Consider the following 25,096-nt stretch of genomic DNA (forward strand, 5'->3'; position numbering starts at 1 on the left):
CGGACGGACGCGCCGCCGGGTCTTGTACGTTCTTGCACCCGGACCCGTCAGGTCGTGCGCCGGGCCCGCTCCTTGCGGTACGCGCCGGGCGGGACTCCCACGATGCGTGCGAAGTGCCGGTTCAGGTGGGGCTGGTCGGTGAAGCCGACGGCGACCGCCGCGTCCGCGGGTGCCGTGCCGGCGTCCAGCAGCGTCCGTGCCCGGCGCACGCGCGCGTCGGTGAGCCAGGTGTGCGGCGGCATGCCGTACTGCTCCTTGAAGGCGCGCAGCAGCGCGAACGGGCTGGTGCCGAGGTCGGCGGCGAGCTGTTCGAGGGTAGGGGGGTCCGTCATCCGCTCCTCCAGCAGGGCACGCGCGCGTGCCGCCGCCCTGGCCCCGGCCGTACGCGGGGTACGGGCGGGCAGCGGGCCGCCGTACCGGCGCAGGAGCTGGGCGACGGCCATGCGCAGCAGGCTGTCGGCGGCCAGGGCGTTGCCCTCCTCGGCGGCGCGGTGGACCTGGCCGATGAGGTGGGCGGCGCGCGGATCCATGGCCAGTGTCTCGGCGAAGGCGGCCGTGCCGCGGAGGGTGGAGGTCTCGGCCGCGATGTCGGCGACCAGCCCGGTGGAGGGGTAGAGCGTGGTGTACGCCCACCCCTCGGGTACGCCGGCGCGTGCGGTGTGGGCGACCTCGGGGTTGATCATGACGACGCTGCCGTGGCCGGCGCGGATCGTGCCGTCGGGCAGCCCGACCTCCTCGATGCCGCCGCTGACGGCGGCGAGCACGTATCCGTCGTGGCTGTGGCGGGGAAAGGTGTGGCGTACGTAGCGGGCGCGCAGGAGATCGAGGCCCGGCAGCTCCGCGTACTGCCAGTGCCTCGCCCACTCCTGCCCGTCGGAGCGCTTCCCCGTGCCGCCCACGCGTTCCATGTGTCCATTGTCGGACCATCGGACCGGCGCTGACCTGCGGGTCCAGTGGATGGACACCGGTTGTCAGTGGTCGGGTGCACGATGGGGGACATGGCCAGGACTGCGCTCGACTCGTTCTCTCCCGCGACCCGCGGCTGGTTCACGGGTGCCTTCAGCGCGCCCACGGCGGCGCAGGAAGGGGCCTGGCGGGCGATCGGCGCGGGGTCGGACGTGCTCGTGGTCGCCCCGACCGGGTCCGGCAAGACGCTGGCCGCGTTCCTGGCCGCCCTGGACCGGCTGGCGTCGACGCCCCCGCCCGCGGACGTGAAGAAGCGCTGCCGGGTGCTGTACGTGTCGCCGCTGAAGGCGCTCGCGGTGGACGTGGAGCGGAATCTGCGCAGCCCGCTGACCGGCATCCGGCAGGAGGCCGTGCGGCTCGGGCTGCCGGAGCCGGAGGTGCGGGTGGGGATCCGCTCGGGCGACACGCCGGCCGCCGAGCGGCGCTCGCTGGCGACGCGGCCGCCGGACATCCTCATCACGACGCCCGAGTCGCTGTTCCTGATGCTGACCTCCGCCACGCGGGACGCGCTGACCGGTGTGGAGACGGTCATCCTCGACGAGGTGCACGCGGTCGCGGGCACGAAGCGGGGTGCCCATCTGGCGGTGTCGCTGGAGCGCCTGGACGAGCTGCTGCCCCGCCCGGCGCGCCGAATCGGCCTGTCCGCGACGGTCCGGCCGGTGGACGAGGTCGCCCGGTATCTGTCGCCGCAGCGGAAGGTGGAGATCGTCCAGCCACGGTCCGGCAAGGAGTTCGACCTGTCCGTCGTGGTCCCGGTCGAGGACCTGGGCGAGCTGGGAGGGTCGCCCGCCGGCGACGCCGGCGCCGACGGCGGCGAGAAGCCGTCGATCTGGCCGCATGTGGAGGAGCGGATCACCGATCTGGTGCAGGCGCACCGCTCGACGATCGTGTTCGCCAACTCGCGGCGGCTGGCGGAGCGGCTGTGCAACCGCCTCAACGAGATCGCGTACGAGCGGGCCACGGGCGAGGCGCTGCCCGACGGCGGCTCGCCGGCCGAGGTGATGGCGCAGTCCGGCGCGGCCAAGGGGGCTCCGGCGCTGCTTGCGCGGGCGCACCACGGCTCGGTGTCCAAGGAGCAGCGGGCCCTGGTGGAGGAGGACCTGAAGGCCGGCCGCCTGCCCGCCGTGGTCGCCACGTCCAGCCTGGAGCTGGGCATCGACATGGGCGCGGTCGACCTGGTGGTGCAGGTGGAGTCGCCGCCGTCGGTGGCCTCCGGGCTGCAGCGGGTGGGCCGCGCCGGGCACCAGGTGGGCGCCGTGTCGACGGGCGTGGTGTTCCCGAAGTACCGGGGCGATCTGGTGCAGGCCGCGGTGGTGACGGAGCGGATGCGCACGGGTGCCATCGAGTCGCTGCGGATCCCCGCCAACCCGCTGGACGTGCTCGCCCAGCAGCTGGTGGCCATGGTGTCCATGGACACCTGGCAGTTCGACGACGTGCTGGCGGTGGTGCGGCGTGCGGCGCCGTTCGCCGCGCTGCCGGAGTCGGCGTTCACGGCGGTGCTGGACATGCTGGCCGGGCGCTATCCGTCGGACGCGTTCGCGGAGCTGCGGCCGCGGGTGGTGTGGGACCGCGTGACCGGTGCGGTCACCGGCCGCCCCGGCGCTCAGCGGCTGGCCGTCACGTCGGGCGGCACGATCCCGGACCGGGGACTGTTCGGGGTGTTCCTGGCGGGCGCCGACCCCAAGAAGGGCGGGGGCCGGGTCGGCGAGCTGGACGAGGAGATGGTGTACGAGTCGCGTGTCGGCGACGTGTTCACGCTGGGCACGTCGTCGTGGCGGATCGAGGACATCACGCGTGACCGGGTGCTGGTCTCGCCCGCGCCGGGTGTGCCGGGCCGGCTGCCGTTCTGGAAGGGCGACCAGCTGGGCCGTCCGCTCGAACTGGGCCGCGCGGTGGGCGCGTTCCTGCGCGAGGTCGGCGCGCTCGCTCCGGACGACGCCCGGCTGCGGCTGGTGGCCGCGGGCCTGGACGCCTGGGCCGCGGACAACGTGCTGGCGTATCTGGACGAGCAGCGCCGGGCCTGCGGGCACGTGCCGGACGACCGGACGATCCTGGTGGAGCGGTTCCGGGACGAGCTGGGGGACTGGCGGGTCGTGGTGCACTCGCCGTTCGGCGCGCAGGTGCACGCCCCGTGGGCGCTGGCGCTGGGCGCCCGGCTCTCGGAGCGGTACGGCATGGACGCCCAGGTCATGCACGCGGACGACGGCATCGTGCTGCGGCTGCCGGACGCCGATCTGATGGGACTGGACCTGCTCGACCAGGACCCGTCCGCGCCGGGGCTGGAGTACGACAGTGAGCAGGCGCCGGTGGGCGCGGCCGATGTCGCCTTCGACAAGGGCGAGGTGGACCGGATCGTCACCGAACAGGTCGGCGGCTCGGCGCTGTTCGCGTCCCGGTTCCGTGAGTGCGCCGCCCGCGCCCTGCTGCTGCCGCGGCGCAACCCCGGGCGCCGGACGCCGCTGTGGCAGCAGCGTCAGCGCGCGGCCCAGCTGCTGGAGGTGGCGAGCGAGTTCGGCTCCTTCCCGATCGTGCTGGAGGCCGTCCGCGAATGCCTCCAGGACGTGTTCGACGTGCCGGGGCTCCAGGAGCTGATGGGTGACATCGAGGCGCGCCGGGTCCGGCTCGTCGAGGTGACCACACCCGAGCCGTCCCCGTTCGCCCGCTCGCTGCTCTTCGGGTACGTCGCCCAGTTCCTGTACGAGGGTGACTCACCGCTCGCCGAGCGGCGGGCGGCCGCGCTGTCCCTGGACTCGCGGCTCCTGGCGGAGTTGCTGGGCCAGGCCGAGCTGCGGGAGCTGCTGGACCCGGAGGTCCTGGCCGAACTGGAGCGCGAGCTGCAGTGGCTCACGGACGACCGGCGGGTCAAGGACGCGGAGGGCGTGGCCGACCTGCTGCGCGTCCTGGGTCCGCTCACGGACGCGGAGCTGGCCGAGCGGGGCGCCGACCCGGCCTGGGCGCCGGAGCTGGCCGCCACCCGCCGGGCCATCCGCGTCCGGGTCGCCGGCGCCGACCACTGGGCGGCCGTGGAGGACGCCGGCCGGCTGCGGGACGCACTGGGCACGGCGCTGCCCGTCGGGGTCCCCGAGGCGTTCACGGAGCCGGTGAAGGACCCCCTGGGCGACCTCCTCGCCCGGTACGCGCGGACGCACGGGCCGTTCACGTCCGGCCAGGCCGCGGCCCGCTTCGGCCTGGGCACGGCCGTCACGGACGGCGCGCTGCACCGGCTCGCCGCGAGCGGCCGCATCGTCCAGGGCGAGTTCCACCCCTCGGGGATCGGCCAGGAGTGGTGCGACGCCGCCGTCCTGCGCCGGCTGCGGCGCCGCTCGCTCGCGGCCCTGCGCCATGAGCTGGAGCCGGTCCCGCCGGCCGCTCTCGCCACGTTCCTGCCGCAGTGGCAGCACCTCGGCAGCAGCAGCCTGCGCGGCATCGACGGACTGGCCCGCGCCATCGAGCAGCTCCAGGGCGCGCCCGTACCGGCCTCGGCGCTGGAGAAGCTGATCCTCCCGTCCCGCGTCCGCGACTACAGCCCCACCCTCCTCGACGAGCTGACCACGACCGGCGAGGTCGTCTGGGCCGGGGCGGGCGCCCTGCCCGGCAAGGACGGCTGGGTCTCGCTGTACCTCGCCGACGCCGCGCCCCTGCTGCTGCCGCCGCCGCACCCGCTGGAACTGACCGCGCTGCACGAGTCCGTCCTGGCCGCGCTCTCCGGGGGCTACGGGTTGTTCTTCCGCCAGATCGCCGACCAGGTACGGGCCGCCACGCACCCCGACGCCACCGACCCGCAGCTCGCCGACGCGCTGTGGGACCTGACCTGGTCCGGCCGCCTCACCAACGACACGCTGGCGCCGCTGCGTTCCCTGCTCGGCTCGGGCCGCACGGCGGGGTCCACCGCGCACCGCGCCCGGCGCGCCGTCCCGCGCGGCCGGTACGGGACGCTGACGGCGACAGCCCTGGGCGCGGCCTCCCGCTCCCCCGGCCGCGCCGCGTCCCGCTCCGGCCCGCCCACCGTCAGCGGCCGCTGGTCACTGCTGCCGCCCGCGGAGCCGGAGCCCACGCACCGCGCCCACGCCCTGGCCCGTACCCTGCTCGACCGGCACGGCGTGGTCACGCGCGGCGCGGTCGCCGCCGAGGGTGTCGAGGGCGGCTTCTCCGCCACGTACCGCGTCCTGTCCGCGTTCGAGGACAGCGGGCAGGCCCGCCGCGGCTATGTGGTGGAGGGCCTGGGCGCCGCCCAGTTCGCCATGGACGGTGCCGTGGACCGGCTGCGCGCGGCGGCCAACGCCCGTGACCGCGGCGACGGATCCACCGCCCCGAGCGCCGTCGTCCTGGCCGCCGCCGACCCTGCGAACGCCTACGGCGCGGCCCTCCCCTGGCCCGAGCCCCCCACGGGCGCCGGCCACAAGCCGGGCCGCAAGGCGGGCTCCCTGGTCGTCCTGGTCGACGGCGAGCTGACCCTCTACATGGAACGCGGCGGCAAGACGCTCCTGTCCTGGGCCACGGACCCGGACGACCCGAGGCTTCACGCCGCCACGGACGCCCTGTCGGAAGCCGCCCGAGCAGGCGCTCTGGGCACGGTCACGGTGGAACGCATCAACGCCACTCCGGCCCTGACGTCCCCCCTGTCCCCCACCTTGGAGTCTTCCGGCTTCCACGCCACCCCAAGGGGCCTGCGGATACGCGCCTAGGGCATGCCCGGACGATCTTTCCGGGCGCACGCAACCGTCACGTCGCCCGCCGAGGGCGACGTGACGGTGGGCCGGGTCAAGTGGTTCCCCGGCAGCTGGGGACCCGACGCCCTGGCGGGTTGGAGCCTGGCGATCGGCCTGGTGCCCTCCGCCCGCGGCCGGGGCATAGGCACCCGGGCCCAGCGGCTGCTGGCGGAGTACCTCTTCGACCACACCAGGGTCGAACGGATCCAGGCATGGACCGACTGCGCCAACCTCGCCGAGCAGCGCGCGTTGGAGAAGGCGGGCTTCGTCAGGGAGGGCGTGCTGCGCTCCGCGGTGTGGCGCGGCGGCCAGTGGCACGATTCGGTGCTCTACTCCCTGCTCCGCGCGGAACGGCTCGGCGACGCACCGATGTGACTCCGGGACGGGGATCAACCCGACGGGACTCGGCATCCGAGCCGAAGAGCGCCAGGTATCTCCGCGTCCGCCGGGGGTGGCCGCCGGCCCGGTGCCCGCGCGAGGACGCAGGACGTGTGGGGCCGGGCCGAGCCTGGAGACGCGGATCGCACCTCCCGCCGCATCACCGCCCCGCGGCTCCCATGAGCGCATCATGGACCCATGCCCGAAGGAGACACCGTCTGGCGGACCGCTCGGCGGATGCACCGTGCCCTCGCGGGGCGGCTGCTCACCGTCAGTGACCTGCGCGTTCCGCGGCTGGCCACGACCGATCTGACCGGCCGGACCGTTCTCGACGTCACTCCGCGCGGCAAGCATCTGCTGACCCGGATCGAGGGTGGTCTCACGCTCCACTCGCACCTGCGGATGGACGGTGCCTGGCATGTGTACGAGGCCGGGGAGCGGTGGCGTGGGGGTCCCGGGCACCAGGTGCGGGCCGTTCTGGGTACGTCCGCGTACACCGCCGTCGGCTACCGGCTGCCCGTGCTGGACCTCCTCCGCACGGTCGACGAGCCGAGCGTCGTGGGGCATCTGGGCCCCGATCTCCTCGGCCCCGACTGGGACTTCGAGGAAGCCGTCCGGCGGGTGTGCGCCGACCCGGCGCGACCGCTGGGGGAAGCGCTGCTGGACCAGCGGAATCTCGCGGGCGTCGGGAACGTCTACAAGTGCGAGTTGGCCTTCATGGCGCGCGTGACCCCCTGGCTGCCCGTCGGAGAGCTGCCACCCGGTGTGCCCGAGCGGCTGATCGCCACGGCCCATCGGCTGCTCGAAGCCAACAAGGACCGCTCCGACCGCCGTACCGTCACCGCCGCCCGCCCCGACCGCCGCCTCTACGTCTACGGCCGCAGGAACCAGCCCTGTTACCGCTGCGGCACCACGATCCGCTGGGACGACCGGGACGAGCGCGTGTCCTATTGGTGCCCCGGCTGTCAGACGGGTCCGGGGCCCGGCACGGCCGGTTGACGCCGCGTCCGTCGAGTGCGTTTCAGCGCCCGTCGCGCACGCTCTCCTGACGCTCCTTGGACGGCGGCCTCCTGACGGCCCGTACGACGTCCCACACCACACCGCGCAGCGCCTCGGGGAACGAGTCCCGCACCGCCGCGAGCCACCGGGGCCGCCGCGACACCCGCGCGGTCGGCGCGCCCGCCACATGCACGGGCAGCAGGCTCAGCCCCCAGCCGCTCGCCACGACTGCGCCCTCCACCACACCCACCCGCTCGGGCACCATCACCAGCCGCAGCACGGCCCACCACCACAGAACCCCGCCGCACACGAGCAACACCAGCAGAACGGACGGTACGAGCGCCGACGTGAGCGCCGGCAGCGGGACCCGTCGCCTTAACATGCCGCCTCCTCCGGTCGACGCTAGACCGGCCCGCTCACGCGACGGCAGGGCGCACCGAAGCAGCCCCCGGCGCATCCGGCGACCCACCCCCCGCTCCAGGCGCCCACGCCCCTACGCGCTCTCCGCCTGGAACATCCAGGCGTGCTTCTCGAGGTCGGCTGTCACTTCCATGACCAGATCCTGCGTCACGGGATCCGGCTGCTCCGTGGCCGCGATCCGCTCCCGCATCCGCTCGATGACCGCGCCGAGCGCGTCCACCAGGATCCGCACGGCGTCATTGTCCTTGATCCAGCCCTCCGGAACCTTTCCGATCGCGCTCCCCGACGCGACGGTCGCGGCCCGGCCGTCCGGGTTGACACCGAGCGCCGACGCGCGTTCCGCCATGACATCGGAGTGCTGGCGGGCGGTGGCGACGACCTCGTCGAGCTGCAGGTGTATGGAGCGGAACCGCGGTCCGACCACGTTCCAGTGCACCTGCTTCGCCACGAGCGACAGGTCGACCAGGTCCACGAGCGCGCCCTGCAAGGCTTCGCCGACCACCTTGAGGTCGGCGTCGGGCAAGGAACTCTTGACGACAGTCATCCGAATCCTCCATTCCGTGCGCCGTTCCACCATGACACACAGCACCAAAACGGTCATTCGGGGTAAAGCAAAAGCCCCGATCAGCACCTCGGGTACCGACCGGGGCTCAGCCCCAAACGTCGATCCGGCGGGGGATCGCATGGAGACCCCTCGATGGATCACCATCCCCGCAGATCGGGCAGTGCATCAGCTCTTGACCCCCAGCGATCCCGCGACCGCAGCGATCCCGGCGATCCGGCGATCCCCGGCCGGACGGGACGGGCCCGCACCGAACCAGGTCGCAGGAGAGCGGATCAAGCAGCGACGACGTCCACAGCTTCCGCGGGCGCCTTGATCGTCACCCGCTCCGTCGGCACACCTGCCACCGACGTCACGGATACGGAATTGAGCATCGGGCGCACTGGTGCCGGCACCGGCTCACTCGCCGCTGCCGATTCCGCCAGCTCCGCCAGCGACAGCTCGTCGCTCACTTCCCGCATGAGCTCGGACATCCGTACGTCCAGCGCGTCGCAGATAGCGGAGAGCAGTTCGGAGGAAGCCTCCTTCTGCCCCCGCTCCACCTCGGAGAGATAGCCGAGCGAAACTCGGGCGGACGAGGAGACTTCGCGCAGAGTACGGCCCTGGCGCTGGCGCTGCCGACGCAGCACGTCACCCAGCAGGCGACGGAGCAGAATCATCGGTGGCTCCCTCCTCGGACCGCGTAGCCGCATCCTTCACGCCCCACCGTACCGCCTCGCGCTGCGGCCGTGCGGGGAGCGATGTCGTGTTCACTCAGGGCTGCAAACATCAATTCCCCCCGTTCTGTTCCGTATCCTTTGCCCGCGCATTTTCCGAGAGTTCGCTCGCGAGCAGTTCCAGCACGCTCCGTACACTCTCTCTACGGATTTCCGCGCGGTCGCCGTTCAACCGCAGAGCGGCCACTTTCCCCGCTCCGACGGCTCCTGCGGCGGGTCCGCGCACGGCCACGAAGACCGTCCCGACGGGCTGTCCGTCCTGGGCCTCGGGCCCGGCGACACCCGTCGTCGCGATGCCCCAGTCGGCGCCGAGCCGGCTGCGCACGCCCGCCGCCATCTGCAGCGCGACCTCACCGTCGACGGCCCCGCGCCGCTCCAGCAGTGCCCCGTCGACGCCCAGCAGCTCCCGCTTCAGCGGGGTGGCGTACGCCGTGACGGAGCCGCGGAAGACCGCCGAGGCCCCGGGTACGGAGGTGAGCGCCGCCGCCACGAGCCCGCCCGTGAGCGACTCGGCGACCGCCAGGGTCTGGTCACGCTCCGCGAGCATCCGCAACACGCGCGCCGCGGACGACTCGACGACCGGATCGCCGACCGGTTCCCCGATCAGGTGGTCCCCCACCGGATCCCCCTTCCGTACCGCCTGACTCACCGGGGCGGCTCCGGAGCGGTCTGCGACGCCTGCGAGGACCGTGCCGCCTCAGCCGCCCGTGCGGCCCTCTCCTCGGCCAGGCCACGGCGCCGCAGCACAATGGCCTGCCGGACGTAGTCCAGGCCCGTCACGACCGTCAGGACGACCGCGAGGGCCATCACCCACCAGCGGAGGGTGGCCAGCGGCCCGGTCAGGGCCAGCACGTACATGCCGACCGCCGTGCCCTGGGCCAGGGTCTTCATCTTGCCGCCCCGGCTGGCCGGGATGACCCCGTGCCGGATCACCCAGAACCGCATGAGCGTGATGCCCAGCTCGCGGAAGAGGATGACCCCCGTCACCCACCACGGCAGGTCGCCGAGACCGGACAGGCAGATCAGCCCGGCCGCCATGATCGCCTTGTCGGCGATCGGATCGGCGATCTTCCCGAAGTCGGTGACGAGGTTGTACGTACGGGCCAGGTGGCCGTCGAAGACGTCGGTGATCATGGCGACGGCGAACGCCGCCCACGCCCAGGCACGCCAGGCCGGGTCGTACCCGCCGTCCTGGAGCAGCAGCACCACGAACGCCGGCACGAGCACCAGCCGCACCATGGTCAGGATGTTGGCGATGTTCCACAGGCTGGCCTGGTTGACGGCCGCGGCTCCCAGCTTGCCGCCGGGTGCCCTCCGCCCCGTACCGCCCGCGGCGGACGCCGGGACTCCGGTCATCTGCCCGCCTCCTCCAGTACCTCGGCCACCAGGTCGACGCCCTCCGTGGCGACGACCTTGGCCCTGACCATACGGCCCACGGCGAGGCCCGCGCTCGCGGTGAACAGGACCTGGCCGTCCGTCTCGGGCGCCTGGTGGGCGGCGCGGCCCACGGCGGCGTACTCGTCCTCGTCCAGCTCGTCGTCGGGGCCGTCGCCCACCACGGACTCGACGAGGACCTCCAGGGTCTCCCCGAGCCGCTCCTCGGCGCGCTGCGCGGTCAGCTCCTCGGCCATCCGCGACAGGTGGGCGAGGCGCTCGTCGACGACCTCCTGGTCGAGCTTGTTCTCGTACGTGGCGGCCTCCGTGCCGTCCTCGTCCGAGTAACCGAACACACCGATGGCGTCCAGACGCGCGTGCGTGAGGAAGCGTTCCAGCTCGGCGAAGTCCTCGTCGGTCTCGCCGGGGAAGCCGACGATGAAGTTGGAGCGCACGCCGGCCTGCGGCGCCTTGCCCCGGATGGTGTCCAGGAGCTCCAGGAAGCGGTCGGTGTCGCCGAAGCGGCGCATGGACCGCAGCACGGCGGGCGCCGAGTGCTGGAAGGACAGGTCGAAGTACGGCACGACCTTCTCGGTGGACGTCAGGACGTCGATGAGGCCGGGCCGCATCTCGGCGGGCTGGAGGTAGCTGACCCGGACGCGCTCGATCCCGTCGACGGCGGCCAGCTCCGGCAGCAGCGTCTCCAGGAGCCGGATGTCGCCGAGGTCCTTGCCGTACGAGGTGTTGTTCTCGGAGACCAGCATGATCTCCTTCACGCCCTGCTCGGCCAGCCAGCGGGTCTCGCCCAGCACGTCCGAGGGGCGCCGGGAGACGAAGGAGCCGCGGAAGGACGGAATGGCGCAGAACGAGCAGCGGCGGTCGCAGCCCGAGGCCAGCTTCACGGAGGCGACGGGGCTGCTGTCCAGGCGGCGGCGCAGCGGCGCGCGCGGCCCGGAGGCGGGCGCGATGCCCTCCGGCAGGTCCGCGGGGGCCTCCTGGGGCTCCTCGGGCGCGGAGGCGCCGTGGCCGGGCAGGGCGACCGCGGAGGCCGCCTCCTGCCGCTCCACGGGGCTCAGCGGCAGCAGCTTGCGCCGGTCGCGGGGGGTGTGGGAGGCGTGGATGCCTCCGCTGAGGATCGTCTGGAGCCGGTCGGAGATGTCGGCGTAGTCGTCGAAGCCGAGGACGCCGTCCGCTTCGGGCAGGGCGTCGGCCAGCTCCTTGCCGTAGCGCTCGGCCATGCAGCCGACGGCGACGACGGCCTGGGTGCGGCCGTGGTCCTTCAGATCGTTGGCTTCGAGCAGGGCGTCGACGGAGTCCTTCTTGGCGGCCTCGACGAAGCCACAGGTGTTGACGACGGCGACGTCCGCGTCGGCGGCGTCGTCGACGAGCTGCCAGCCGTCCGCTGCCAGGCGGCCTGCGAGCTCCTCCGAGTCCACCTCGTTACGGGCGCAGCCAAGAGTGACAAGGGCGACGGTACGGCGTTCGGGCATGGACTCAAGACTACTTCGTTCCGGCCGCGTCTCCGCCGCTCAGGGTCGCCGCCCGGGCCCCGCCCCCGCCGACGCCCGGCGAACGTCCGCGCAACCCGCCGGTAACCACCCGGCAAGATCCCGTACGAAAAGGAGACCCGCCCCCGGGCTCGGGAGCGGGTCACCAGCGGGGCCGACCCCCGGCAGGGACGGCCGGCCGTCAGCCGTCCTGCGGGTCGCCCTTGCTGTACGACAGGCGCTCCACCTGTCCGGGCGCGAACTCGTCCTCCACCTTCTTGCCGTTCACGAACAGCTCGATCGCCCCGGCGTTGCCGAGGATCAGGTCCAGCCGCTCGTCGTCCTGGAAGGTCTTGGAGTCGCCCTTCAGCAGCAGCCCGTCGAAGAGCAGCTTGCCGTCCTGGGCCTTGGCGGAGATCCAGCTCTTGTCGTCGATGGCGGTCAGCTTCACCGTCACCTTGTCCTGCGGGACCGCCGCGATCGCGCTCTCGGACGCGACGGGCGGGGCCACGGTCGGCTTGGGCTTGGCCGACAGGCTGGGCTTCGGGGACGGTGCCGCCTCGGCCACGTGCTTGGATCCGGAGCCGCCGTCGTCGCGGCTGAAGAGCGTGAAGCCGACGAAGCCGATCACGGCGACGATCGCCGCGACCATGGCGGCCGTCCAGTTGGGCCGGCGCCGCTCGGGGCGGATCCGTTCCGCCTCGAAGAGCGGGGCGGCGGGTGTGGGGGTGGGACGGCCTCCGTGTTCCGCGTCGTACTGCCCGACCAGTACGGCGGGGTCGAGCCCGACGGCCCGTGCGAGCGTGCGCACGTGCCCGCGGGCGTACACATCGCCGCCGCACCGCGAGAAGTCGTCCTCCTCGATGGCGTGCACGATGGGGACGCGCACCCGGGTGGAGGAACTGACCTCCTCGACGGTCAGACCTGCGTCGATGCGTGCCTGGCGGAGCGCACGGCCGATCGAGGGCCGGTCGTCCTCGGGGGTCGAAGGCCGGTCGTCTTCGGGGGAGTTGCCGATGGACACGAGGGCGCCTTTCGAGCGTGTAACCACCTGCCGGAGGTTCAGTCTATGGGGGGTACGAAAGGGGGGAGCAACCGGGCGGACGCAGTTTGTACGCCATAGGAATGGCCGCGCGTCCGAGGCGCGGGACACGCCGGGGACACACATTGTGCGCCCCCTTCATCCAACTTGACGTACAGCTCGGGGCAACGGTTGCTCACGGTTCTCTTACGGGTGAGACACGGTCGTTCTACGGGTGGGACACGGTGGTGCTACGGGTGCGGCTGTCAGCCTTCCCCACCCTCTCCGGCCTCTCCACGGATCAGGGCGAGTACGCCGTCCAGTTCATCCGGCTTGACCAGCACGTCGCGCGCCTTGGATCCCTCGCTCGGACCGACGATGTTCCGCGACTCCATGAGGTCCATCAGCCGCCCGGCCTTGGCGAAGCCCACGCGCAGCTTGCGCTGGAGCATGGACGTGGAGCCGAACTGCGTGGAGACGACCAGTTCGGCCGCCTGGCACAGCAGGTCCAGGTCGTCGCCGATGTCCTCGTCGATCTCCTTCTTCTGCTTCGTGCCGGTGGTGACGTCGTCGCGGAAGACGGGCGCCATCTGCTCCTTGCAGTGCCGGACGACGGCCGCGACCTCCTCCTCCGTCACGAAGGCGCCCTGGAGCCGGATCGGCTTGTTCGCGCCCATGGGGAGGAACAGCCCGTCGCCCTTGCCGATGAGCTTCTCGGCGCCCGGCTGGTCCAGGATGACCCGGCTGTCGGCGAGCGAGGAGGTGGCGAAGGCGAGCCGGGAGGGCACGTTCGCCTTGATCAGGCCGGTGACGACGTCGACGGACGGCCGCTGCGTGGCGAGCACCAGGTGGATGCCGGCGGCGCGGGCCAGCTGGGTGATCCGGACGATGGCGTCCTCGACGTCCCGGGGCGCGACCATCATCAGGTCGGCCAGCTCGTCGACGATGACCAGCAGGTACGGGTACGGCTGCAGGTCGCGCTCGCTGCCCTCGGGCGTCTTGAGCTTGCCGCTGCGCACGGCGGCGTTGAAGTCGTCGATGTGCCGGTAGCCGAAGGCGGCGAGGTCGTCGTAGCGCAGGTCCATCTCGCGCACGACCCACTGCAGGGCCTCGGCGGCCCGCTTGGGGTTGGTGATGATCGGTGTGATCAGGTGCGGGATGCCCTCGTACGCGGTCAGCTCGACCCGCTTGGGGTCGACGAGCACCATCCGGACGTCCTCGGGGGTCGCTCTTATCATCACCGAGGTGATCAGGCAGTTGATGCAGGACGACTTGCCGGATCCGGTGGCTCCCGCCACCAGCACGTGGGGCATCTTCGCGAGGTTGGCCATGACGTAGCCGCCCTCGACGTCCTTGCCGAGCGCGACCAGCATCGGGTGGTCGTCCTCGGCGGCGTCCGCGAGCCGGAGCACGTCTCCGAGGTTGACCATCTCGCGGTCGGTGTTCGGGATCTCGATGCCGACGGCGGACTTTCCGGGGATCGGGGAGATGATCCGCACGTCGGGGCTGGCGACGGCGTAGGCGATGTTCTTGGTCAGCGCGGTGATCCGCTCGACCTTCACGGCCGGGCCCAGCTCGACCTCGTACCGGGTGACCGTCGGGCCGCGCGTGAAGCCGGTGACGTCGGCGTCCACCTTGAACTCGGAGAAGACGTTCCGCAGGGACGCCACGATGGCGTCGTTGGCGGCGCTGCGGGTCTTTCCGGGGCCGCCGCGCTCCAGGAGGTCCAGGGACGGCAGGGCGTACGTGATGTCCCCGGACAGCTGGAGCTGCTCGGCCCGCGCGGGCAAGGGATGTGCCTCGTCGCGTACGGGCGCGGGCTTGGTCAGGTCGGGTACGGAGCCGGGCGCGGCCGGTTTCGCGGCGTCGCGCGCCGGGGGTACGGGCGCGGGCGCGGCGCCCGCTCGGGCGGCGTCCCGGGGGCCGGTGCGCCCGGTGCCTGGCGTGGCCTCGGGGGCGAGGTCGCGGGTGACGTCCCGGGTCAGGTCGGCGACCAGCGGCGAGGGCGGCATGCCGTTGAGGACGGCCCCGTCGAGCGCGGCGGCGGCCGCTGCGGCGATGTCGACCGCGTCCATGGGCCGGTCGAAGTCGGGCTCGGCCGGCGCGGTGCGCGGGCGCGGCCGGCGGCGCCTGGTGAGCGCCTCGTCCTCGGCACGGTCGTGGTCGTACGGCTCGTCGCCGGGCCCGGCCTGGGCGCGGCGCCGGGAGCGGGCGGGCAGGGAGTCGCGCCACTGCTCGTCGTACCGCTGGCCGTCCTCGCTCGTGCCGTCCTCGTAGGGCTCGACGATGCCGAGCCGCTCGCCCAGGGCGCGCAGCCGCCGCGGGATGGCGTTGACGGGTGTGGCGGTGACGACGAGCAGGCCGAAGACGGTGAGCAGGACCAGCAGCGGGACGGCGAGGACCTCGCCCATCATGAAGACCAGCGGCTTGGACGCGGCCCAGCCGATGAGGCCGCCGGCGTCCTGCATGGCGGTGGCGCCGGCGTCGCGGCCGGGTGAGCCGCAGGCGATGTGGACCTGGCCGAGGACCCCGATGACCAGGGCGGACAGGCCGATGACGATACGGCCGTTGGCCTCGGGCTTCTCGGGGTGGAGGATCAGCCGGACGCCCATCGCGCCGACCAGGAGCGGCACGAGCAGGTCGAGCCGGCCGAAGGAGCCGGTCACCAGCATCTCGACGAGGTCGCCGACCGGGCCGTGGAGGTTGGCCCAGGTGCCGGCGGCGACGATCAGGGCGAGGGCGAGCAGCAGCAGGGCGAGCCCGTCCTTGCGGTGCGCCGGGTCGAGGCCCTTGGCGCCGCGCCCTATGCCGCGGAACATCGCGCCGACCGCGTGGGCGAGGCCGAGCCACAGGGCCCGGACGACCCGGTAGACGCCGCCGGTGGGGGACGGTGCGGGTTTGGCGGCGGCCTTGTTCGCGGGCGCCTTCTTGGCTGGTGCCTTCTTGGCGGGGGCTTTCTTGGCCGGTGCCTTGTTGGCGGGTGCGGGACGCTTGGCGGCGGTCTTCTTCACGGGGGGCTTGCCGGAGGCCGCCTGCTGCGCGGCGCCAGTCGTACGGCCGGCGCGCGGCTTCGCGGTGCCCGCCGTGCCCTGGGAACCCTTGCCGGACGTACGTGAGGCCATGGGGGTGAGGTTACCGGTGTGAGCGGCGGGGGACACGCGTCCGCCTGCTTCACCCGTTCGTGTCGCTTTTGCTGCTTACGGAAACTGACGCCCGCTCAGGCACGGCGAACACCGTTCGCGGCCGGAGCCGTTACGCGGGCAGGGACGGGGAGCCGCCCGAGGAGCCGGGCTCCAGCGCGTCCAGCGCCCGCCTCAGCCCGGTGAGTTTGCGCTCCAGGTGCGCGGCGGTGGCGACGGCCGCGGCGTCCGCGGACTCGTCGTCCAACTGTTTGGAGAGCGCCTCGGCCTGTTCCTCGACGGCGGCGAGCCGGGCGGAGAGTTCGGCGAGGAGGCCCGCCGACTCCTTGGCGGCCACGCCGCCCTGGCCGCCGTTGCCGCCCTCCAGCTGGAGGCGCAGCAGCGCGGCCTGTTCGCGCAGCTGACAGTTCTTCATGTACAGCTCGACGAAGACGGAGACCTTGGCGCGCAGGACCCACGGGTCGAACGGCTTGGAGATGTAGTCGACCGCGCCCGCGGCGTACCCGCGGAAGGTGTGGTGCGGGCCGTGGTTGATGGCGGTCAGGAAGATGATCGGAATGTCACGCGTGCGCTCCCGGCGCTTGATGTGCGCGGCGGTCTCGAAGCCGTCCATTCCTGGCATCTGGACGTCCAGGAGAATGACCGCGAAGTCGTCCGTCAGCAGCGCCTTGAGCGCCTCCTCCCCTGACGATGCCCGCACCAGCGTCTGATCGAGCGCAGAGAGGATGGCCTCCAGCGCCAGCAGATTCTCCGGCCGGTCATCGACCAGGAGGATCTTGGCCTTCTGCACCATGGCCCGTCCTCCTCGCCCCGGCAGTTGGCCGGGCGCCGCCCCAGGGGACGACTCCCTTGCGCCGTCCGTCCTTGTGCCGGTCATGGTAGCCGCACCCCGCCTGTCGCCACACCCTGTCACCGCGATGTCACTGTGCACGTAGCAGAAACGCGGCGAGAGACCAGAAGGTTCCCCGTATCCCGCTCCCTCACACGCCTTCGGCCACAGTCAGTCAGCAACCGATACCGATTCGTTCAATTTTCGATCACTCCCTGCGCATCCACTGGTCCATGACCGAGAGCAGGTGATCAGGATCCACCGGCTTCGTGACGTAATCGGACGCCCCGGACTCGATCGCCTTCTCCCGGTCCCCCTTCATCGCCTTCGCCGTCAGCGCGATGATCGGCAGCCCGGCGAACTGCGGCATCCTGCGGATCGCCGTCGTCGTGGCGTACCCGTCCATCTCGGGCATCATGATGTCCATCAGGACGACCGTCACATCGTCGTGCTGCTCCAGGACTTCGATGCCCTCACGGCCGTTCTCCGCGTACAGCACGGACAGCCCGTGCTGCTCCAGCACGCTGGTGAGCGCGAAGACATTGCGGATGTCGTCGTCGACGATCAGCACCTTCTCGCCGTTGAACTCGAAGATCCGCCGCGGTTCCTGGACCTCCTGCCCGGCCGCGGCCCCCGGCTGCCCGGCCTGCCCCGGCAGCGCGGCCCGCGCGTCGGCCGCGCTCTGCGCCTTGCGCCGGTGCCGGAACAGCGCCCCGGCCCCGGACCGGCCCTCGGACGGGGCGGCGGGACCGGCCCCCGGCCCGCCCGCGGCGCCCGCGCCCGCAACCACCGAGGGGGCAGCCGACGGCGGCAGCGCGACCGTGGGCGGCGCCGGCACCACGGGCGCGGCCGGCGCGTCCAGCGCCACGTCGTCGACCCCCGCGAGGTGCGCGTCCTCCGGGCCGGGCACCCCGGGCCCGTACCCGTGCGGCGGCAGCTCGTTCATGTGCAGCGGCAGGTACAGCGTGAACGTCGACCCGCGGCCGGGCTCGCTCGCCGCGTGGATCTCGCCGCCCAGCAGCCGGGCGATCTCCCGGCTGATCGACAGCCCCAGGCCCGTACCGCCGTACTTCCGGCTCGTCGTGCCGTCCGCCTGCTTGAACGCCTCGAAGATCACCCGCATCTTGCTGGCCGCGATGCCGATCCCGGTGTCCGTCACCGAGAACGCGATCAGGTCGGCCTCCGGATCCCGCAGCGAACCCGCCTCCAGCAGCTGCTCCCGGATCGACTGCGGCACATCCGCCTTGGCCGGGCGGATCACCAGCTCCACCGCACCGCTGTCGGTGAACTTCACCGCGTTCGACAGCAGGTTGCGCAGGACCTGGAGCAGCCGCTGCTCGTCGGTGTGCAGCGTCGCGGGCAGCTCCGGCGAGACCCGTACGGAGAAGTCGAGGCCCTTCTCCGCCGTGAGCGGCCGGAACGTCGCCTCCACGTAGTCCACCAGCTGCACCAGCGCGATACGGGTCGGGCTGACGTCCATCTTGCCCGCCTCGACCTTCGACAGGTCGAGGATGTCGTTGATCAGCTGGAGCAGGTCCGAACCCGCCCCGTGGATCGTCTCCGCGAACTCGACCTGCTTCGGCGACAGGTTGCCCTCCGCGTTGTCGGCGAGCAGCTTCGCCAGGATGAGCAGCGAGTTCAGCGGCGTGCGCAGCTCGTGCGACATGTTCGCCAGGAACTCCGACTTGTAGCGCATGGAGACGGCCAGCTGCTCGGCCCGCTCCTCCAGCACCTGCCGGGCCTCCTCGATCTCGGTGTTCTTCACCTCGATGTCGCGGTTCTGCTGCGCCAGCAGCTCGGCCTTCTCCTCCAGCTCCGCGTTGGAGTCCTGCAGCGCCTTCTGCCGGTTCTCCAGCTCCGCCGACCGCTCCCGCAGCTGCTCGGTCAGCTCCTGCGACTGCTTCAGCAGCACCTCGGTCTTGGAGTTGACGCTGATGGTGTTGACGCTGGTGGCGATCATCTCAGCGATCTGGTTGAGGAAGTCCCGCTGGATCTGCGTGAACGGCTGGAACGACGCCAGCTCGATGACGCCGAGGACCTTCCCCTCGAACAGCACCGGCAGCACGATCACATGCGCGGGCGCCGCCTCGCCCAGACCGGACGAGATCTTCAGGTAGCCCGGCGGGACGTTGACCTGGATGGTCCGCTTCTCCTCGGCGGCCGTGCCGATCAGCGTCTCACCCGGCCGGAACGACGTCGGCATGGACCCGGCCGAGTAGCCGTAGCTGGCACGCATGCGCAGCTCGTACGAGCCGTCGTCCTCCGCCCCGGCACCCGCGTCGGCCGCGCCGGCCGCACCCGCGCCCGCGGGCGCACTCGGGGACGCGGCGCCGGTCGGCACGGCGAGGAAGAACGCGCCGTGCTGCGCCGAGACGACCGGCGTCAGCTCGCTCATGATCAGCGAGGCCACGTCGTCCAGGTCGCGCCGGCCCTGCATCAGACCGGAGATACGGGCGAGGTTGCCCTTCAGCCAGTCCTGCTCCTCGTTGGCGAGGGTCGTGTCACGCAGGTTGGCGATCATCGTGTTGATGTTGTCCTGGAGGACCTGGATCTCGCCCGCGGCGTCCACGTCGATCTTCAGGTTCAGGTCGCCGCGGGTCACCGCCGTGGCAACGGCGGCGATGGCGCGCACCTGCCGCGTCAGGTTGCCGGCCATCTCGTTCACGGACTCGGTGAGGTCCCGCCACGTGCCGTCGACGTCGCGCACGCGGGCCTGGCCGCCCAGGATGCCCTCCGTACCCACCTCGCGGGCCACACGCGTGACCTCCTCGGCGAACGACGACAGCTGGTCGACCATCGTGTTGATGGTGTTCTTCAGCTCCTGGATCTCACCGCGCGCATCGATGTCGATCTTCTTGGTGAGGTCGCCCTTCGCGATGGCCGTCGTGACGGCGGCGATCTGCCGCACCTGACCGGTGAGGTTCGACGCCATCGAGTTCACCGACTCGGTCAGGTCCTTCCACGTGCCGGACACACCCGGCACCCGGGCCTGTCCGCCCAGCTCGCCCTCCGTACCCACCTCGCGGGCCACACGCGTCACCTCGTCGGCGAACGACGACAGGGTCGTCACCATCGTGTTGACCGTGTCGGCCAGCTCGGCGACCTCGCCGCGCGCCTCGACCGTGACCTTCTTCGTCAGGTCGCCGTTGGCGACGGCCGACGACACCCGCGAGATGTTCCGCACCTGCGAGGTGAGGTTGTTGGCCATCACGTTGACGTTGTCGCTGAGGTCCTTCCAGATGCCGGTGACACCCCGCACCCGGGCCTGGCCGCCGAGGATGCCTTCCGTACCCACCTCGCGGGCGACCCTCGTCACCTCGTCGGCGAAGTTCGACAGCTGGTCCACCATCGTGTTCACGGTGGTCACCAGGTCCAGGATCTCGCCCCGGGCGTCGACCGTGATCTTCTTCGACAGGTCGCCGCGCGCCACCGCCGTCGTCACCTCGGCGATGTTGCGCACCTGCGACGTCAGGTTGTTCGCCATCGAGTTGACGGACTGCGTGAGGTCCTTCCACGTGCCGGACACGCCCTGCACCTCGGCCTGCCCGCCGAGGATGCCCTCCGTACCCACCTCGCGGGCGACGCGGGTCACCTGCTCGGCGAAGTTCGACAGCTGGTCCACCATCGTGTTGAGGGTGTTCTTCAGCTCCAGGATCTCGCCGCGCGCGTCCACGTCGATCTTCTGCGACAGGTCACCACGCGCCACCGCTGTCGCCACCTGGGCGATGTTGCGCACCTGGGCCGTCAGGTTCCCGGCCATGCCGTTCACCGAGTCCGTCAGGTCCCGCCACACACCGGCCACGCCCGGCACCTGCGCCTGCCCGCCGAGCCGTCCGTCCGTACCCACCTCGCGGGCCACCCGCGTCACCTGCTCGGCGAACGCCGAGAGCTGGTCGACCATCGTGTTGATGGTGTTCTTCAGCTCCAGGATCTCGCCGCGCGCGTCCACGTCGATCTTCTGCGACAGGTCGCCACGCGCCACCGCTGTCGTCACTTGCGCGATCTGACGCACCTGCGACGTGAGGTTGCCGGCCATGAAGTTGACGGAGTCGGTGAGCTCCTTCCACGTACCGGACACGCCGTCCACACGCGCCTGCCCGCCGAGCCGGCCCTCCGTACCCACGTCCCGCGCCATCCGCGTCACCTGCTCGGCGAACGCGGACAGCTGGTCCACCATGGTGTTGACGGTGTTCTTCAACTCCAGCATCTCGCCCGCGACATCGACCGTGACCTTCTGCGACAGGTCGCCGTTCGCCACCGCCGTCGTCACCTGCGCGATGTCCCGCACCTGACCGGTGAGGTTCCGGAACGCCGTGTTGACGGAGTCCGTCAGGTCCTTCCACGTACCGGCCGCGCCCGGCACCTCGGCCTGGCCCCCGAGCCGGCCCTCGACACCGACCTCCCGCGCCACACGCGTCACTTCGGAACCGAACGCGGACAGCTGGTCCACCATCGTGTTGACGGTGTTCTTCAACTCCAGCATCTCGCCCGCGACATCGACCGTGACCTTCCGGGACAGGTCGCCGTTCGCCACCGCCGTCGTCACCTGCGCGATGTCCCGCACCTGGGTGGTGAGGTTGCGGAAGACGGTGTTGACGGAGTCGGTGAGGTCCTTCCACGTACCGGCCGCACCGGGCACCTGCGCCTGCCCGCCGAGCTGACCCTCCGCGCCGACCTCGTTCGCCACACGCGTCACCTCGTCGGCGAACGTGCGCAGCGTCTCCGTCATCTGGTTGATGGTGTCCGCGAGCTGCGCGACCTCGCCGCGCGCGCTCACGCGCACCTTCTGCGACAGATCGCCGTTGGCGACCGCCGTGGTCACCTCGGCGATGCCCCGCACCTGCGAGGTGAGGTTGCCCGCCATCGTGTTGACGGAGTCCGTCAGGTCCTTCCACACACCGGCGACGCCGGGCACCTCGGCCTGACCGCCCAGCTCGCCCTCCGTACCGACCTCGCGGGCGACCCGCGTCACCTCGGACGAGAACGACGACAGCTGGTCGACGAGGTTGTTCGTGGTACGGGCCACCTTCAGGAATTCCCCGCGCAGCGGCCGCCCGGCCCCGTCCGTGCCGCTCTCCGACCGCAGGTCCATCCGCTGCTGCAGATCGCCCTCGGCGACCGCCGACAGCACCCGGCCGACCTCCGACACGGGCCGGGTCAGGTCGTCCACCAGGGCGTTCGCCGCCTCGATGGCCGACGCCCAGGCTCCCTCGCTGGCCCCGATCTCCAGCCGCTCGGACAGCTTGCCCTCGCGCCCCACGACCCGCCGCACCCGCGCCAGCTCACCCGTCAGGTGCAGCTTGCGGTCGGCGACCTCGTTGAAGACGGCGGCGATCTCCGCCATCGGCCCCTCGCCGGCCACGGTGAGCCGCTTGCGGAAATTGCCGTCGCGCATCGCGACCAGGGCCGCCAGCAGCCGCTCCAGGGCAGCGGCATCCACCTCGACGGTCCCACCGCTCCGGGACCGTCCGCCCTTCGCTCGCGTGTTACCGCCTCGCGCCGCCACGCCAGACTCCACCGTGTCCCTCCCGCAAGGGTTGACCGTACTGCTCGGGCTCGTACTCGGGCACTGCGCTCCGGCCGGCGGCTCCGACCACTCCGGCCACCGCAGGGAGCCTTCCCAGTGTTTCACCGCGAGCCGACCTGGCCATAACAGTCGGCAGCTTCGCATAACGTCCCCGTCCTCGGGGGACGGAAACAGCGGTGACCACCATCCGCCCGGACTGCGAAGGTAAGTAACCTGGCATGCGGCTGTCCAACCGCCCCCGGTCCGCCCGGCAGGGGCGGGAGGGCTCAGCACGACCACCGGGTACCGGAGGGGGCAGGCCGATCATGGCGGAGCCGGGCGTCGAGACGCGTACGAGGAGTTCTGTGATCACCGCGCGGGCGGCTGCCAGCTTTGAACCTGTGGGGCGGTCGGTCGCGACTGCCCGGGCCTTCGTACGGGACACGCTCCAGGGATGGGGCTACTCCGACGTCGTCGACGACGCCGTCGTCCTGACCAGCGAACTCGTCACCAACGCGGTGATCCACGCCGGCACCGCCGCCGACGTCCTGTGCCTGCGCATCGAGCACGGCGTCCGCGTGGAGGTCGCCGACCACTACCCCGAGCGCGAGGTCCCCATCCAGGGCGCCTCGCAGGCCTTCGTCCACCCGGACCGCGAGAACGGCCGGGGCCTGCTCCTGTGCGCCGCCCTCGCCTCCCGCTGGGGCGTCGAGTACTCCCCCACCAAGAAGCAGGTGTGGTTCCAGCTCGACCTGCCCGAGCGCCCGGTCGGCACCCGCCACGCGGGCCCCGCCCTGCCCCCGGACCTCCTGCCCGTGGCCGACGAGCGCGTACGCGTCGCCGTGGTCCAGGTCGACCAGGCGGGCGCCATCACGTCGTGGAACGGTGACGCCGCTCACCTCTTCGGGTACGCCGCCGACCAGGTCGTCGGCAAACAGCTGGGCGACTTCGCGGCCTGGCCGCACACCCCCGGCACCGGCACCGGCCTCGCCGAGGCGCTCCAGCTGTCCCGCTGGGAGGGCAGCTACGGGCTGCGCGGCGCCGACGGCCGTGTCGTCCCCGTGTACGCCTCCCACCTGCGGGTCCGCGACACCCACGGCGAGCCGTCCACGGTCTGCCTGCTCGTACGGGACTACGAGCGCGCCGTCCTCCAGACCCCGCCCCGCGCCCCCGTCGGCGACACCGGCGGCGAGGGCCGCTCCGTGGACCCGTTCGAGGTCTTCATCGGCTCCCCCGCCCCCGACGACCTGGACGGGCTCCTCCAGCGCACGGTGGAGCGGGCCCGCGACATGCTCGACGGTGACTCCGCCTTCCTGCTGCTGGCCACGGACGACGAGACGGAGCTGGAGGTACGGGCCACGACGGGCCTGCCCTCGGCCCGCCAGCGCTTCGCCCGCGTCCCCGTGGAGGCCGGCACCAGCCGGTACGCCTCGGCCCGCATGCCCGCCGTCCACGAGGACCTCACGGCCGTCCCCGGCGCCGTCCCGCTGCTCAACGGCACGGGCATGCGCTCGGTCGTCACCGTGCCACTCAAGGTCGAGGGCCGGCTGACGGGCTCCCTCGGCGTCGCCGCGGAGGCCGCCGGCCGCTACTCGAACGAGGAGGCCCTGCGTCTCCAGTTCGCCGCGGACCGTATCGCGCTGGCCGTCGAGTCGGCCCGCCTCGGCGAGCTGGAGCGGCTCCGCCGCGGCTCCCTCAGCTTCCTGGTGGAGGCGTCCGACCTGCTGGCCGGCACCCTCGACCGCGACCAGACACTCGCCCTGATGGCCCAGATGACCGTGCCCACCCTGGCCACCTGGTGCGCCGTCTACACCATCGCCGACCAGTCGTCGGACCCGTACCTGTCGTACGTGCTCCACGAGGACGAGGAGCGCATCGACGGCCTGAAGGACCTGCTGTCCCGCATCGCCCCTCCCGACCCCGTACCGACGCCGGGCGCCCGCGTCTGGAACGCCCCCGCCGAGGAAGCACACCAGGCCGCCCTGCGCGCCTCCGTCCAGGAGCTGGGCCGTGATTCGGCGCCCCTGTCCTCCGGCATCGACACGACGCTGGCGACGGCCACCGCGGTCGGCGGCGAGACGGTCGTCCTGCCCCTGGTCGCCCGCAACCGCGTGATCGGCATGCTCACCCTGGGCAAGCCCTCCGAGGACCACTTCCGCCAGGAGATCCTGGAACTGGCCGAGGACCTGTCCCGCAGGGCCGCCCTGGCCCTCGACAACGCCCGCCTGTACAGCGAGCGCATGGCCATCAGCCAGTCCCTCCAGCGCAGCCTCCTGCCCCCGGGCCTCCCGCAGATCGCCGGCGTCGAGGTCGACGTCATCTACCGCGCGGCCGGCGAGGGCAACGAGGTCGGCGGCGACTTCTACGACCTGTTCCCCATCCGCGACAAGGCGTACGGCTTCGCCATCGGCGACGTGTGCGGTACGGGCCCGGAGGCCGCGGCCGTCACGGGCCTGGCACGCCACGCCCTGCGCCTCCTGGCCCGCGAGGGCTTCGGCGGCCCAGCCGTCCTGGAGCGGCTGAACGCCGCCATCCTCGACGAGGGCGCCCGCAGCCGCTTCCTCACGCTCCTGTACGGCGAGCTGTGGCCGCAGGAGGACGGCAGCGCGCTCCTGAAGGTGGTGTGCGCGGGCCATCCGCTGCCGCTGCGCCTGCGGCAGGACGGCACGGTGGAGCCGGCGGCGGAGCCGCAGCCGCTCCTTGGCGTGATGGACGACCTGGAGCTGTACGAGCAGACGGTCACCCTGGACCCGGGCGATGTGCTGCTGTGCGTCACGGACGGCGTGACGGAACGCCGTGAGGGCACGCGCATGCTGGGCGACGACGGCCTCACCGAGGTGCTGCGGACGTGTACGGGCCTGACGGCCGGAGCGGTCGCCGCTCGCGTCCTGAGGGCCGTGGAGCGCTTCGCCGCGGAGCCGGCGTCGGACGACATGGCCATCCTCGCGATGCGCGTCCCGGAGCTCCACCGGCAGTAGGAGACGGTACG

Annotated in this window: 15 protein-coding genes; 4 read left to right on the forward strand and 11 right to left on the reverse strand. The window is 72.2% G+C overall.

The window, feature by feature from the left end; all coding sequences use genetic code 11:
* Window positions 1-47: 47 nt before the first annotated feature.
* Entirely contained in the window at window positions 48-908 is an 861-nt protein-coding gene (locus ABEB09_RS07605; protein ID WP_345688375.1) for a helix-turn-helix transcriptional regulator, read from the reverse strand.
* A 90-nt stretch (window positions 909-998) separates the two neighbouring features.
* On the opposite strand from ABEB09_RS07605, the gene ABEB09_RS07610 reads away from it, so the two are divergent.
* The 3 genes from ABEB09_RS07610 (at window position 999) to ABEB09_RS07620 (ending at window position 7,052) form a co-directional block, all read left to right on the forward strand.
* Window positions 999-5,651 (forward strand): ATP-dependent helicase, encoded by a 4,653-nt coding sequence (locus ABEB09_RS07610; RefSeq protein ID WP_345688377.1) that lies wholly within the window; start codon window positions 999-1,001, stop codon window positions 5,649-5,651.
* Between the two features lie 3 nt (window positions 5,652-5,654).
* Window positions 5,655-6,050, forward strand: coding sequence for a GNAT family N-acetyltransferase (locus ABEB09_RS07615; protein WP_345688379.1), 396 nt, complete (start codon window positions 5,655-5,657; stop codon window positions 6,048-6,050).
* Window positions 6,051-6,251: 201 nt separating this feature from the next.
* On the forward strand, window positions 6,252-7,052 hold the full coding sequence (locus ABEB09_RS07620; protein ID WP_345688381.1) for an Fpg/Nei family DNA glycosylase: 801 nt from the start codon (window positions 6,252-6,254) through the stop codon (window positions 7,050-7,052).
* A 22-nt stretch (window positions 7,053-7,074) separates the two neighbouring features.
* Here ABEB09_RS07620 and ABEB09_RS07625 read toward each other — a convergent pair whose 3' ends face one another.
* The 10 genes from ABEB09_RS07625 to ABEB09_RS07670 all read right to left on the reverse strand — a co-directional run bounded on the left by ABEB09_RS07625 (window position 7,075) and on the right by ABEB09_RS07670 (window position 22,041).
* The gene (locus ABEB09_RS07625) at window positions 7,075-7,434 is read right to left on the reverse strand and encodes a hypothetical protein (protein WP_345688383.1); all 360 of its coding nucleotides are present in this window, start codon (window positions 7,432-7,434) and stop codon (window positions 7,075-7,077) included.
* Between the two features lie 111 nt (window positions 7,435-7,545).
* Window positions 7,546-8,016: a Dps family protein gene (locus tag ABEB09_RS07630; RefSeq protein ID WP_345693870.1), complete on the reverse strand. Its 471-nt coding sequence runs from the start codon at window positions 8,014-8,016 to the stop codon at window positions 7,546-7,548.
* Window positions 8,017-8,309: 293 nt separating this feature from the next.
* Window positions 8,310-8,693, reverse strand: coding sequence for a helix-turn-helix domain-containing protein (locus tag ABEB09_RS07635; RefSeq protein ID WP_019889909.1), 384 nt, complete (start codon window positions 8,691-8,693; stop codon window positions 8,310-8,312).
* Window positions 8,694-8,802: 109 nt separating this feature from the next.
* Window positions 8,803-9,369 carry a CinA family protein gene (locus ABEB09_RS07640; protein ID WP_345688385.1) on the reverse strand — a complete coding sequence of 189 codons (567 nt, stop codon included), beginning with the start codon at window positions 9,367-9,369 and terminating at the stop codon, window positions 8,803-8,805.
* A 26-nt stretch (window positions 9,370-9,395) separates the two neighbouring features.
* A complete protein-coding gene (gene pgsA / locus ABEB09_RS07645) occupies window positions 9,396-10,106 on the reverse strand; it encodes a CDP-diacylglycerol--glycerol-3-phosphate 3-phosphatidyltransferase (protein WP_345688387.1) in 711 nt (236 codons plus the stop codon).
* Entirely contained in the window at window positions 10,103-11,614 is a 1,512-nt protein-coding gene (rimO, locus tag ABEB09_RS07650) for a 30S ribosomal protein S12 methylthiotransferase RimO (RefSeq protein ID WP_345688389.1), read from the reverse strand. The genes pgsA and rimO overlap by 4 nt, the downstream gene beginning before the upstream one ends.
* Window positions 11,615-11,813: 199 nt before the next feature.
* Window positions 11,814-12,635: a helix-turn-helix domain-containing protein gene (locus ABEB09_RS07655; protein ID WP_345688391.1), complete on the reverse strand. Its 822-nt coding sequence runs from the start codon at window positions 12,633-12,635 to the stop codon at window positions 11,814-11,816.
* A gap of 263 nt (window positions 12,636-12,898) precedes the next feature.
* A complete protein-coding gene (locus ABEB09_RS07660) occupies window positions 12,899-15,754 on the reverse strand; it encodes a DNA translocase FtsK (protein WP_345688393.1) in 2,856 nt (951 codons plus the stop codon).
* Window positions 15,755-15,884: 130 nt separating this feature from the next.
* Window positions 15,885-16,565, reverse strand: coding sequence for a response regulator (locus tag ABEB09_RS07665; protein WP_345688395.1), 681 nt, complete (start codon window positions 16,563-16,565; stop codon window positions 15,885-15,887).
* A 244-nt stretch (window positions 16,566-16,809) separates the two neighbouring features.
* Window positions 16,810-22,041, reverse strand: a complete 5,232-nt coding sequence (locus tag ABEB09_RS07670; RefSeq protein WP_345688397.1) for a HAMP domain-containing protein — start codon at window positions 22,039-22,041, stop codon at window positions 16,810-16,812.
* A 392-nt stretch (window positions 22,042-22,433) separates the two neighbouring features.
* Between ABEB09_RS07670 and ABEB09_RS07675 the strand changes: the two genes are divergently transcribed.
* Window positions 22,434-25,085 (forward strand): SpoIIE family protein phosphatase, encoded by a 2,652-nt coding sequence (locus tag ABEB09_RS07675; protein ID WP_345688399.1) that lies wholly within the window; start codon window positions 22,434-22,436, stop codon window positions 25,083-25,085.
* The last annotated feature ends 11 nt before the right edge of the window (window positions 25,086-25,096 follow it).

It is taken from the genome of Streptomyces coeruleoprunus (assembly GCF_039542925.1).
Taxonomy (GTDB): domain Bacteria; phylum Actinomycetota; class Actinomycetes; order Streptomycetales; family Streptomycetaceae; genus Streptomyces; species Streptomyces coeruleoprunus.